Consider the following 11,934-nt stretch of genomic DNA (forward strand, 5'->3'; position numbering starts at 1 on the left):
CAGATGATGAAAATAGATGTGAACGCCGATATGGGAGAAGGGTTTGGTGTCTATCAACTGTGCGATGACGCAGCCCTGATGCAAGTGGTTTCATCGGCGAATATCGCCTGTGGCTTTCATGCGGGAGATCCGTCCATCATGACAAAAATGGTACGGCTGGCAAAGCACCGGGGGGTGGGCATCGGTGCGCATCCCGGTTTACCAGACAGATTAGGATTCGGGCGTAAAGAGATGGCCTTTAGCCACGATGAGATTTGTCAGCAGGTGATTTATCAGATCGGCGCACTGCAGGCGATAGCCAGAACCGATGGCGTAAGCGTGTCGCACGTCAGTTTTCACGCGGCGATGGGCAATATGATTAATCGGGATGAGACGCTGGCGCAGCAAGTGATGCTGGCGATTTACCGTCTTGACCCGGCGCTGATCATTTTTTGTCAGGCGGATACCATTATTGAACGGGCAGCCCAACAGGTGGGTTTACCCAGCCTGCCTCTGTTTCTGGCTGACCGCGCCTGCGACGCGACGGGGCGTCTGGTGCCGCGCGGTGCGCCGGGTGCAGTGATTACAGAAGAAGAGGCGGTGCGTAGCCGGGTGCGCCAGTTCCTGCAGCAAGGCACGATAACCACCGTTGAGGGGCACTCGCTTGCCGTGCGCGCCCAGTCCATTCTGGTGCATAGCGATACGCCGGGTTCGCTGAGGCTTGCACAGATTGTCCGCAGCGAGATTGAAGCCTGCGGCGCAGTGGTGGCTCCGGCTACCCACGTGTTGCAGTAGCGTGTCTGTGATTTGATTTATCGGGGAGCGAGGGGACGTCTCCCCGACATGCCGATACTGTTTTCAACGCCATCCTACCCAGACTGAACATGACCCGCGCCGACATCCTCGGCCGACGCGCTCATCCAGCTTCTTTTTTCCGTCTTCCAGACGCTTAAACCGCACGACCATGATGACAGCCGCAACATGACGAAGGCGCTCCGAACGGTGTCTAACAGGGCGTGGTAATCTGGTGGGGAGGTGCGGGCGTCGCCCCGGCAGGCATCCGCGCTACCGGGGAGAGTGGTGGTGTTTACCGGCAGCCTTTGCAAAATGCGGCGAGGCGTTCGCAACCGGTTTGCAGACGCTCCATGCTGGTGGCGTACGAGAGGCGAATATAGGGACTGATACCATAGGCCGCTCCCTGAACAGTCACCACATGCTGCTCTTCAATTAATGCCATCACAAAATCTGTATCGCTGGCAATCAATCGCCCGGCGGCACTGGTTTTTCCGATAAACGCGGCGATGTTCACAAACAGATAAAATGCTCCCTGCGGCTTATGGCACGTCAGCCCGGGAATGGCAGCCAGTTTCTCCAGTACAAAATCGCGGCGCTCTCGATAAATCGCAGCGCGTTCTTTGAGCAAATCCTGAGGGCCATCCAGCACGGCGACAGCCGCCGCCTGCGTCAGCGTCGTAATGCCGCCGGCGTTCTGGGTGTTCACATTACTCATCGCTTTGATAAGCGACGCAGGGCCGCCGCAAAAACCCAGACGCCAGCCAGTCATGGAATAGGCTTTCGACACACCATTGACTGTCAACACACGGTTGTACAGCCGCGGTTCTACCTGCGCCAGCGTCAGGAATACGCAGTCGTCGTAAATCAGGTGCTCATAGATATCGTCGCTCAGGATCCAGACATGCGGATTATCGAGCATCACATCGGCGATACCTTGTAATTCTTCACGACTGGCGACGGCTCCGGTGGGATTACTGGGGTAGTTCAGCACCAGCCATTTGGTTTTAGCGGTTACCGCCGCGGCGATATCCGCAGGCAGCGGCTTAAAGCCATGTTCTTCATGGCAGGGCACGGGGATGGGGGTAGCACCGGCGAATTTTACAATGTCCGCATAGCTAATCCATGACGGCGTGGGGATCACCACTTCATCACCGGGATTCAGCGTTGCCATCATGGCGTTGAAGATGATCTGCCGGGCGCCCCCTGCGGTGATGATTTGGCTCAGGTCGTAATCCAGCCCGTTGTCGCGTTTGAATTTGCGTTGGATGGCCATCCGCAACGCCGGCGTCCCGTCGATGGGGGGATAGCGTGTGTCTCCGGCGAGTGCGGCGGCATGGGCCGCTTCAATCGCATGTACGGGCGTGGGGAAATCCGGTTCGCCGGTGGAAAGCCCAACAACATCAATACCCTGCGCGGCGAGATCCCGCGCCTTTTGCGTCATCGCAACGGACGCTGAAATGGCTATGTTTTTAAGTCGATCGGCAATTTCTGGCATATCACAGGTGTTCCAGTTGGTTCAGCGGGGACCGCGCTTGCGCACGGTGGAGGGTGATGCGTGTTTGAGGATAGGGAACAGCGCTGGGGAGCGGATAATACTGCTTTATTGTGGCGACATAATACAAAGCAATGACAGAAACCACGGTAAGCCCCCGCAACGATGCAATGCGGTGTCGATTTGCACCGCCGCAGTGCGGCGTACCCATGGTGGAATGCGGGTTGGGAGACGATTGTATGGATTGTGAGCGAATTACATCATAAGTAGCCGGTGTGGTTTCGCCATCATCATAACTGGCATATCCGTTGCTTAAGTGATGAGAAGGTCCTCACTGGAGAAACGCCATGAATCTACGTCGCCTGAAATATTTTATCAAAATTGTTGATGTGGGCAGCTTAACCCAGGCGGCGGATATTCTGCATATCGCCCAGCCCGCACTCAGCCAGCAACTGGCGACGCTGGAAGGGGAAGTGAATCAGCAACTGTTGATCCGCACCAAGCGCGGGGTGACGCCAACCACCGCCGGTAACATCCTTTATACCCATGCGCAGGCGATTTTGCGCCAGTGCGCGCAGGCGCAAAGTGCTATCGACCGTTCAGGAATGGAATTGTGCGGCAATGTTTCCGTCGGCCTGGCTCCCGGCACGGCGGCGCAGCAGCTTGCCATTCCACTGATGAAGGAGGTGCAGCGCCAACATCCCGGCATTGTGCTCTACTTTAACGAAAATTTCGGCACGACCTTAAGCGAGCTGATTATGAACGGGCGGATGGATATGGCGGTGATCTACGATAACCGTGCCATCCACGGGCTGCGCTTTATTCCTTTAATGAGGGAGCACCTGTGTTTTGTCTGTCCGAACAGTCTGGGTAAGCCGGTAAAAGAGATAGCGCTTGCCGAGGTGGCGCACTACGACCTGTTCGTGCCGCGCATCTACAACATCATGCGTAAGTGTGTGGATGACGCTTTTGTTAAGAAAGGGCTGGATTACCGGGTCGCCTGTGAAATCGAGTCGCAGACTACGCTCAATGCGGCGCTGGCGGAGGGGCTGGGTTGTACGATCATGCCGGAGTCCGCTGCACGCGCGATGCTGAAGGCATCCGATGCGTGGATGGCGAAAATTATCGAACCGGATGTCCATGCTTCGCTCTCGTTTTGCATATCCGACCATCTGCCGCTCTCGGAACCGGCAGAGGCCGTGAAGTCTATTTTGTTGTCACTGGTGTCGAACCGAACGCCGGATAACCGCCCGCTGATGCTGGTGAGTTAATAAGCCGCCCTTATTACCGTAAAACCAAACCCTCTTACTGGTCAGCCGTGCGTACAGGATAGAGTGAAGACCTTCACTGAAAATAGTTACCGGTAACCGGGTTCGGATATGGGAAAAACGATCACACTGAAGGTGTTACAGCAACTGGCCCGAAGCCTGCGCGCCACGTCGATTTCGCATGTCGCGCTAAAGGGCGAGACATGGTCGATTCGTCTTACCACCGTTCCACACGTTGCATTGCCCGCCGCGCCCGCGAAACCGTCTTGCGTAACGGCGCCGTCAACATCGCTGTGTGCCCCCGCGCCGGGGCGCGTGTTACTCCGCCATCCGCTGCTCGACGGCAATTTCGCGGTGCCGGGCGCGATGGTTAACCAACACGAGATGTTGGCGATGCTGAAGGTGGGCACCCTTTATTTACCTGTTCGAAGCACGGTATCAGGGCGGCTGATTGCTTTCACCGTCAGCGATGGCGATGTGGTGGAGTTCGGCCAGGAAATTTTGAAAATTCAAGATGATGTGACTATGGCATCAGGATTATAAGACCCCCTTATCGCCTCAAACCATTTATGTCTTATACCGCCGGGGCATAACTGAATAGAGTCAAAAATACGCAATAAATACGCTGCGGCATTGATGACCGCAGTCATGACAGGAGAGGCAAAATGCCATTTTCAGATTACAAAGTCGCTCTGGTAACGGGGGCGTCCGCCGGTATGGGGGAAGCCATCGTCGAACGTTTATGCCAGGAAGGTCTCACTGTGCATGCGGTTGCCCGCAGGCGGGAACAACTGGCCGTACTGGCTGAACGTACCGGCTGTATTCCCCATGCGCTGGACGTGGCTGACCTCGATGCGTTGACCCACCTGTGCAGTGATTTGCAGGTTGATATTCTGGTGAATAACGCCGGCGTCTCGCACCCCGGTTCTATCCTGAATGCCAGTGAAGAGGTGATTGAAACCCAGTTGAGCGTCAACCTGCGCGCGGTACTGCATCTGTGCCGCCTGCTGGTTCCGGGCATGGTGGCGCGTGACTGTGGCCACGTCATCAACATTACCTCTATCGCCGCTATTTATAACTTTAACGGCAACTCGGTTTATCACGCGACCAAAGCCGGGGTACATGCCTTATCGCGGCAACTGCGTGTTGACTGTTATGGCAAACGTGTTCGCATCACGGAAATTTGTCCGGGGCGGGTCGCCACCGATATTTTCGGCAACGTATCCGGCGATCATGAGGATGCCCGCCGACGGTTTATTGATGGCTTTGAGCTGCCACAGGCAAAAGATATTGCCGATTGTGTGGCCTTTGCCATTGGCGCGCCGGTGGCGGTGAACATCGGCAATATAGAAATTACGCCGACGCTTCAGGTTCCCGGCGGGCTGTCTACGATGCGGCCCGGCGAAAACGTCGTTTGACCGGGTGTACAGGAGGCTCATTATGGCGCTCGATTTTAGTACTGTATTAACAGGCCATTATGGCGCGATGGTCGTGCAAGGCGCGACTGTTACGCTGGAACTGGCGCTGGGTGCCTGGCTGCTGGCCATGTTTATCGCACTGTTGCTGTTGGTTATCCGTCTGACTGAACACCGCGTCGCCACGCGGCTGGTGGCGGCATACATCTCCTATCACCGCAATGTGCCCACGCTTATCCAATTGATGATGTGGTATTTCGCTATTCCGACGCTGCTGCCGGAATCGGTACAAGGTTGGATCAACGCGTTCAATGCCGAGTTTCTTTTCTCGATGTTCGCATTGGGATTATGTCAGGCGGCCTATTTCTCCGAAGACATTCGCAGCGGCCTGCGCGCCATCCCCGATGGACAAAATGAGGCCGCGCGCGCACTGGGAATGAGTTATATGCGGGCGATGCGAGAGGTGATTTTGCCGCAGGGGATCCGTAATGCGCTGCCTGCATTGATTAACCACACGGTGTTGTTGTTTAAAAATACCAGTCTGGCGATGGTCATCGGCGTGGCTGAATTGACGTATGTCACACGCGATATTGAAAATCAGACCTTCCACACCTTCGAAGCTTATGTGATTGGCACGCTGGGATATCTGGCATTTTCACTGTTGTTGATGGGGCTGGGGGCGCTGCTGGGGAGTCACTTTCAACGCGTGTATGCGAGGTAATCGCTATGTTTGACGTTTTAACTATTCTGCACGACCACAGCATGCTGCTTCTGATGGGGCAATATCCGAACGGGCCGCTGGGCGGTGTGCTTTGTACCCTTTTAATCTCGCTGCTGGCTGTGGTGCTCTCCTTTCCGCTTGGCGTGTTGGTCGGGCTCGCGCGTCTGTCGCCGTGGCGCGGATTACGCTGGGCCGCCACCGCGTGGGTCTACACACTGCGTGGTATTCCGTTAATGATGGTGGTGTTTTGGACGTACTTCTGCGTGCCTCTGCTGATTGGGCAGAATATCAGTGGTTTTTCCACCATGCTTTGCACGCTGGTTATCTATGAAAGCGCCTACATCGCCGAGATCGTCCGCGGCGGCATTCAGGCGTTGCCGCACGGCCAGTATGAAGCCTCGCGGGCACTGGGGATGAGTTACCTGAAAACCCTGCGATTGGTCGTTTTACCGCAGGCTTTGTTCAATTCTCTGCCAAGCCTGGTGAGCCAACTGGTGTCGATCATCAAAGACAGTACGCTTGGCTACGTCATCAACGTGCCGGAACTGACTTATGCCGCCAATCAGGTTAGCAATCAGCTGTTGACCAAACCATTTCAGGTGTTTGCGATTGTCGCCCTGAGTTATTACATCATCTGTTTTAGTCTGACATGGCTGGCGAATAAGCTTGAAAGCTATATTGCCAACAAACGGCTCAACGAGCGGCCATCACAGGGAGAAGGGCAGAACAGCCCCCTTTTTTTAGCTAACCGCAATCTGAATAAGGAAGCATCATGATCCCGATGATTTTGTTTAATCAGGTTAACAAATGGTATGGAGACTACCATGCGCTGACTGACCTTAGCGCCGAAGTCAACATGGGGGAAGTGGTGGTGGTTTGCGGCCCATCCGGCTCAGGTAAGTCCACACTGATTCGTACGGTCAACCGCCTTGAACCTATTGAGCAAGGGCAGATTCTGTTTGATGGCATGGATATTCACGGCAGCAGTACGCGATTGAATCAGCTACGCACACGGATTGGTTTTGTTTTCCAGAATTTCAATCTGTTCCCGCATGTATCGGTGATGGACAACATCATGATGTCTCCAGTGAAAGTGCTGGGGGTCAAGCGTTCCGAAGCACGTAAACATGCCGGTGAATTGCTGGAGCGCGTCGGATTGTCGCACAAAGCCAACGCCTATCCGGCACAGCTTTCAGGCGGCCAGCAACAGCGAGTCGCTATTGCTCGTGCGTTGGCGATGAAGCCGCCGGTCATGTTGTTTGATGAGCCCACATCGGCGCTGGATCCTGAAATGGTGGGCGAGGTGTTAAACGTGATGCGTTCGCTGGCACAGGAAGGCATGACCATGATGTGTGTTACGCATGAGATGCATTTTGCCCGCGATGTGGCCGATACCATCTGGTTTATGGATCAAGGGGAAATTCTCGAAAAGGCCAAGCCGGAACAGTTCTTTAGCGCACCGCAGCACCCTCGTGCACAGCGTTTCCTGAGTGATTTATTGAATTGATGACAAGACCATCAGTCCGTTTCCACCAGGGTAATCCTGGTGGCGATTATGTCAGAGCAGAGTACCCAGCGATGGGGTGGTAGCATCGTGCACTGTCAATTATCGTGCCGCCATCAGGGGGGGGGAGGCTGTAGCCTGTCAGGATTGTGCATCCTTGCTGGCGAGGAATAACACGACTTCTCAGCTGGCCTGCATGGGCCACTTCACTAGGGCGATGCAAATGTTGGGGCGAAGGCCACTACTGGAAGATGTCGGCTCGCGTGGAAATAATACTTCAATAAACGACGGATTATTTATGCCTGCTAAAGGTGATACATCATCCGGGATATCGCGGCTGCCAGTCCATTCGGATTATCGTAAGCCATCATGTGGCTACAGTCAGGCACTAACTCAACCAGACATCCGGCACTTATGTATCGTTCAATGTCATCCGGAGAAGCGTTATCGGGCAGAATAACGCCTTTAGCGATCGGCAGACGGGACAATATTTCCAGCCAATTCTTTTGATTATCATCCAGAGTCGACTCAGCCCATTGATAAATAGCCAATGGAGAGCTGACCTGAAATGGACCAAGCCAGACATCATTTCCGCCTTCATTTTTAAGCTGCATCACCAGTTGCTTAAATCCTGTTGCGATAAATTCGCTTTCGCTCATCGCCGTGATGCTTTCAAGCAACGCAATACCATAATCATTCACACCGGGGGTACATAAAATCAGTCGCTCTGGTTGCGGGGACATGGTTGTGGCCATTTTTAACGCGATAAATGCGCCGGCACTGTGGCCGAACAGGCTGATAGTGGATACCCCTGTACTGGTGATCCAGGTTTGCAACATGGTTGACAGACTGCCCGAATCATATCGCGCAGTCACAGGCTTATCACTGAACCCTGAACCAGGAAGATCTACCAGCCAGGAGCGAGTATCGGAATAGTGGGGGGATGTGACTACCGGCAGGTAGTCACTACTGGATGCACAACCGAGGCCATGAATGTAAACGAGAGGAGACGCGCCGGGATGGCAGTCCAGCCAGCGCAGGAGATTACTCTTTTCATCAAAAGGCCACGTTTCCATAAATTTTCTTAAACGAATGCTATGGAGAGACTGAGACAGTGGATGCCTGTTGATGCTCAGGTTTCCCGGCGGGCACTCCGGCGACAACCTGATTACCGATGGCATACACGGCGCACCCGACGGCGCCTGGGCGCTGCTGGCAGTTTTTAAGTGCCTGTTTAGCGGCTTCCCGCATAGTTCGCATACCGTATGCCGCTCCCCAGTTACCTTTCGAGTCAGTCGCAAACGCTTTCTCGTAACGCTGACTGACGTCGTAATATCTGAAATTCTCACGTCCGGCGGCATTCAGGTGGGCAGGATATGGCAGATGCGTTTCGGGAAGCGCGACAATTTCTTTGAACGGAAGATGCTGCTGCTCCAGAAACCCGGCTACTTGCTGCCACCAGAAACTTTCCGGTGCACTTTCTATAAACGTGTGCCCGTTTTCTTCGAAAGCAGGCATCAGAATGAATTCTGCGTTGCCTCCACCACGTTGATACGCATTCAACATCTCTCTGGCCATGTCAGGGGGAAAGAGATGGTCATTCTGGGTGTAAAGCCAGAGCGTAGGAATACGTGCCGTCCGTCCGTACAATTCGAACGCTTTTAATAGTCCGGCTTTATCACAAAATGATTTTCCATCAATCGCGCCTCTTCCTCCGTCAAAACTAATAATGGCCTGTACACCTGCCGGATTCACCGCGCTGGTCGCTATGACAGCAAACCCTCCCGCAGACATTCCGGTAAGGATTGCCTTGTCTTGCGATGCCCAGGGCTGGCGACGGATCGCAGCAAGCGCAGCCGTGATATTATTTTTATCTATTGTTCCTGCTCGCATGTGCCGAGGCTCATTGCAGGAACTCCCTTCACCCTCCGTCGTTCCGCTTGATTGCCCGTATCCCTGACGAAGAACGGAGACTACAGCGTAGCCGTGCCGTGCAAACGCAATAGCTGCAGACGAGAACTGGGTTGGCGTTGCCATCATGCGGTTAAATACTGGGGAAGAGCTGCCATTTGTTATCAACACTACGGGCAGTCGACCGGTACTGACGGGACGGGTAACGAATGCATCCAGCGTTGCTGGTTGACCGTTATCCAGCGTCACTTGCAGTGAAAGGGGTTCCCTTATCAGGCCGGCAAGTTGTTGCCGACTGTCCGGTGAAGCGGCTGTCGGCGCGTCATTTGCCGAGGCTGTGAAAACAAGAAAAATGAAAGATAGCGATATTATTCTGAGACAAGCCATGAAGATCTGTTGCATCAGTGCTAATCCTTATTGGTGAATGTGTAGTGTACAAGTGTTCAAAAAACGGACTTACTATGGCTAACTACGGTTTCCGGTATGATGAAATCATCAGTTGATTAGGTACGTTTACATTGACGCCTGTTGATTATTCCCATATTCAGCGTTCAGATGGCTCAGTGTGTAAAGGCGTTTATTGAACGATGCCGCCATAATCGAAAAATAGAGTATACCGTGCCGGAATGGGTGTCTGACGATGTATCATTTTATTATTGAATTAGGTTTTTACCTGAGCGTTCCACTTTTAATTGTATAAATGTGATCGTGTAAGTTTATTTATTTAAACGGTTATCCATAATTATTTACAAAATTAATCCGCATCAATAAACCAGATGTGCCTCTGGCTAAATTGTATACCCGTTATACTTCAAGTTGCAGGTGTGTTGGCTTGCGCTCCCTTACCCGAAGCACTTACCTGAGTAAGCTATTCTCTTGCCGCGTTACAACGGTCTTAATGAGCTTTGCCCTGTCGGACCAACGCACTGCGTTGTTCAACACTAATGTGTTGTCCTGCAACTCGAATTATTTAGGGTATAGAATATCTATTGTTAGATGAGATTGTTGCTAATTATTTCCCTTGAAAAGAAATGCATTCAGGAAAAAGCCATCAGCGTAATCTCATCTCTAAAGAATTGAAAAAATGCCCATGGATTACAGCGTTGGGGGCGATCTTTTGTCTCTATGGCGATGATGAGCTGGATTGCATTCCTGATTCGTTCCCGGCAGATAATATTTTCCATCAGAAGAGGGCGATGTTCCTCCGGGGCAACCGCTCATGCCGGGTTTTCCATCTTTACCGCCCGGAAGTCCAGCCCCTCCGGCCTGGCTAACAGAAACCAACAAAGCGTCTTTTGTTTCACCTCTATTTTGGCTGACGACATCGTCGTGAGCTGCGTAGGTTATGGAAGAAAATCCTAAGGTAAACAGATAAATAAAAGCCAGCGCTTTGCTCATATCTCACCTTTTACGTTTTTGTACGTTTTTGACTTCATTAACAGACAGTTATCGGAACAGACCATTATTGGGCTTGGCTACAAGTCCAACAATCTTCATATCGCTTCACTGACAAGGATTAAGGTATCACCATCTTTCATATCATTTTACTACCATGTATATGAATATAAGATGAATCGCTGCCGTGTTGCTGGAAAGCATCTGAACATAAAGCCGGATAAATATCATTACATTCATTATTTCTAAGTGTTATCTTTATTGACAAATAACTTACAAGAGCGAGCTCTTTAACTGTATTTATGGAAGTCTGGACTACGCTTTTGGTATTTATGTTGTAGGGAATGATAAAATAAAATTATCATTCCCGGTAAGAAAGTCGGCATATTGGATTAATGAAATATCCATTTAACTGACCCTGACCCGAATGATCTTACCCAGCAATAATGGACGCGTGACTAAGTGAGTACACTCTCAATCAGAGGTGATTACTCATGACAAAACCAGCATCAACCAATAAAAAGCCCCGTAAACAGCATTCGCCGGAATTCCGCGAAGAAGCCCTGAAATTGGCAGATGTAAGCACACCTATTTTAGTTCCACGCACTTTTTGAGGTTTCCGGGTTTCCAGCCATCAATCTGTATTCTTCCAGTGTCAGGTTATTCAGGGATTCATGAGGACGCTCGCAGTTATATTCGTTCAGCCAGCGCTCCTTGATTTCCCTGACTTCGTTCAGTGTTCTGAATAGATAAAAATCCAGTATTTCTGTTCGGTACGTCCGGTTGAAGCGTTCGATAAACGCATTCTGTGTCGGCTTGCCCGGTTTAATAAATTCCAGTGTTACACCATGCTCTTCCGCCCACTGCGCCAGCGTCAGAGAGACGAGTTTGGGACCGTTATCCATGCGCAGTTTCAACGGATATCCGCGATTTGCCACTATTCGCTCCAACACACGAACGACACGCAGTGCCGGGATATTCAGGTCAATCTCAATCGCCAGCACTTCACGATTAAAATCATCCACCACGTTGAACGTGCGAAAACGTCTGCCGCACACCAGCGCATCATGCATAAAATCGACTGATCAGCTCTGGTTCAGTTGTTCCGGCGTTTCCAGTGGGGCTGGATTGCGCACTGGCAAGCGTTGCTTTCCCTTACGACGAAAATTCAGTTTTAACAGGCAATAAATTCGATGAATGCGTTTATGGTTCCATGTCAGAAGGCGTGCGTATTGCCTGATGGTCAACTCTTCTCCAGAGGTGCTTGCTCAAAATCCGATTTTTTCCACAAAGCTTTAATTTATTTTAAATCAAGGTGATATTGTTTTTAAAATTGCATTTTAAAATTTGATAAAAATCAAAAAAATAAAAAAATTTTAATGTATAAACAAGTGGTTCTAAGTAAAAAAATTCTTGTTATCGATTGCATCGAAGCTTGATTTCTGATTATTTCG

At 51.7% G+C, this 11,934-nt stretch carries 11 protein-coding genes and 1 pseudogene; 7 read left to right on the forward strand and 5 right to left on the reverse strand.

From position 1 onward, the window contains the following. The first annotated feature begins 6 nt into the window (after positions 1-6). Complete coding sequence (locus tag DDA898_RS08195; protein WP_038912494.1) at positions 7-774, forward strand: 5-oxoprolinase subunit PxpA; 768 nt, start codon at positions 7-9, stop codon at positions 772-774. A 292-nt stretch (positions 775-1,066) separates the two neighbouring features. On the opposite strand, the gene DDA898_RS08200 is transcribed toward DDA898_RS08195, so the two are convergent. Continuing rightward, the gene (locus DDA898_RS08200; RefSeq protein WP_038910869.1) at positions 1,067-2,269 is read right to left on the reverse strand and encodes a pyridoxal phosphate-dependent aminotransferase; all 1,203 of its coding nucleotides are present in this window, start codon (positions 2,267-2,269) and stop codon (positions 1,067-1,069) included. A 344-nt stretch (positions 2,270-2,613) separates the two neighbouring features. Here DDA898_RS08200 and nac point away from each other — a divergent pair, with 344 nt between their 5' ends. The 6 genes from nac to DDA898_RS08230 all read left to right on the forward strand — a co-directional run bounded on the left by nac (position 2,614) and on the right by DDA898_RS08230 (position 7,177). After that, entirely contained in the window at positions 2,614-3,537 is a 924-nt protein-coding gene (nac, locus tag DDA898_RS08205; RefSeq protein WP_013317403.1) for a nitrogen assimilation transcriptional regulator NAC, read from the forward strand. 108 nt (positions 3,538-3,645) lie between these two features. Further along, positions 3,646-4,077, forward strand: a complete 432-nt coding sequence (locus tag DDA898_RS08210) for an acetyl-CoA carboxylase biotin carboxyl carrier protein (RefSeq protein WP_013317404.1) — start codon at positions 3,646-3,648, stop codon at positions 4,075-4,077. 122 nt (positions 4,078-4,199) lie between these two features. Beyond that, positions 4,200-4,952 carry an SDR family oxidoreductase gene (locus DDA898_RS08215; protein ID WP_013317405.1) on the forward strand — a complete coding sequence of 251 codons (753 nt, stop codon included), beginning with the start codon at positions 4,200-4,202 and terminating at the stop codon, positions 4,950-4,952. 22 nt (positions 4,953-4,974) lie between these two features. Further along, positions 4,975-5,670, forward strand: coding sequence for an amino acid ABC transporter permease (locus DDA898_RS08220; RefSeq protein WP_012770278.1), 696 nt, complete (start codon positions 4,975-4,977; stop codon positions 5,668-5,670). Between the two features lie 5 nt (positions 5,671-5,675). Next, entirely contained in the window at positions 5,676-6,446 is a 771-nt protein-coding gene (locus tag DDA898_RS08225; RefSeq protein WP_013317407.1) for an amino acid ABC transporter permease, read from the forward strand. Then, on the forward strand, positions 6,443-7,177 hold the full coding sequence (locus DDA898_RS08230; RefSeq protein ID WP_038910870.1) for an amino acid ABC transporter ATP-binding protein: 735 nt from the start codon (positions 6,443-6,445) through the stop codon (positions 7,175-7,177). Before DDA898_RS08225 ends, DDA898_RS08230 begins: the two co-directional genes overlap by 4 nt. 302 nt (positions 7,178-7,479) lie before the next feature. Here the strand turns inward: DDA898_RS08230 and DDA898_RS08235 are convergent, their stop codons facing one another. The 4 genes and pseudogenes from DDA898_RS08235 to DDA898_RS08245 form a co-directional block, all read right to left on the reverse strand. After that, the gene (locus DDA898_RS08235; RefSeq protein ID WP_236616719.1) at positions 7,480-8,250 is read right to left on the reverse strand and encodes an alpha/beta fold hydrolase; all 771 of its coding nucleotides are present in this window, start codon (positions 8,248-8,250) and stop codon (positions 7,480-7,482) included. Positions 8,251-8,269: 19 nt separating this feature from the next. Then, positions 8,270-9,487, reverse strand: coding sequence for an alpha/beta hydrolase family protein (locus DDA898_RS08240; protein WP_038910872.1), 1,218 nt, complete (start codon positions 9,485-9,487; stop codon positions 8,270-8,272). Between the two features lie 693 nt (positions 9,488-10,180). Continuing rightward, positions 10,181-10,483, reverse strand: coding sequence for a hypothetical protein (locus tag DDA898_RS23115; RefSeq protein WP_148226870.1), 303 nt, complete (start codon positions 10,481-10,483; stop codon positions 10,181-10,183). A 590-nt stretch (positions 10,484-11,073) separates the two neighbouring features. Further along, a pseudogene (locus tag DDA898_RS08245) lies at positions 11,074-11,694 on the reverse strand (integrase core domain-containing protein); the annotation flags it as partial. Positions 11,695-11,934 lie beyond the last annotated feature (240 nt).

Origin of the sequence: Dickeya dadantii NCPPB 898 (genome assembly GCF_000406145.1) — a bacterium.
In the GTDB taxonomy this organism is placed as follows: Bacteria; Pseudomonadota; Gammaproteobacteria; order Enterobacterales; family Enterobacteriaceae; genus Dickeya; species Dickeya dadantii.

What these genes read in the sequence shown, in the direction of transcription:
- DDA898_RS08195 (WP_038912494.1), top strand. Translation starts at nt 7, where the DNA reads ATGAAAATAGATGTGAACGCCGATATGGGAGAAGGGTTTGGTGTCTAT.
- DDA898_RS08200 (WP_038910869.1), bottom strand. Translation starts at nt 2,269, where the DNA reads ATGCCAGAAATTGCCGATCGACTTAAAAACATAGCCATTTCAGCGTCC.
- nac (WP_013317403.1), top strand. Translation starts at nt 2,614, where the DNA reads ATGAATCTACGTCGCCTGAAATATTTTATCAAAATTGTTGATGTGGGC.
- DDA898_RS08210 (WP_013317404.1), top strand. Translation starts at nt 3,646, where the DNA reads ATGGGAAAAACGATCACACTGAAGGTGTTACAGCAACTGGCCCGAAGC.
- DDA898_RS08215 (WP_013317405.1), top strand. Translation starts at nt 4,200, where the DNA reads ATGCCATTTTCAGATTACAAAGTCGCTCTGGTAACGGGGGCGTCCGCC.
- DDA898_RS08220 (WP_012770278.1), top strand. Translation starts at nt 4,975, where the DNA reads ATGGCGCTCGATTTTAGTACTGTATTAACAGGCCATTATGGCGCGATG.
- DDA898_RS08225 (WP_013317407.1), top strand. Translation starts at nt 5,676, where the DNA reads ATGTTTGACGTTTTAACTATTCTGCACGACCACAGCATGCTGCTTCTG.
- DDA898_RS08230 (WP_038910870.1), top strand. Translation starts at nt 6,443, where the DNA reads ATGATCCCGATGATTTTGTTTAATCAGGTTAACAAATGGTATGGAGAC.
- DDA898_RS08235 (WP_236616719.1), bottom strand. Translation starts at nt 8,250, where the DNA reads ATGGAAACGTGGCCTTTTGATGAAAAGAGTAATCTCCTGCGCTGGCTG.
- DDA898_RS08240 (WP_038910872.1), bottom strand. Translation starts at nt 9,487, where the DNA reads ATGCAACAGATCTTCATGGCTTGTCTCAGAATAATATCGCTATCTTTC.
- DDA898_RS23115 (WP_148226870.1), bottom strand. Translation starts at nt 10,483, where the DNA reads ATGAGCAAAGCGCTGGCTTTTATTTATCTGTTTACCTTAGGATTTTCT.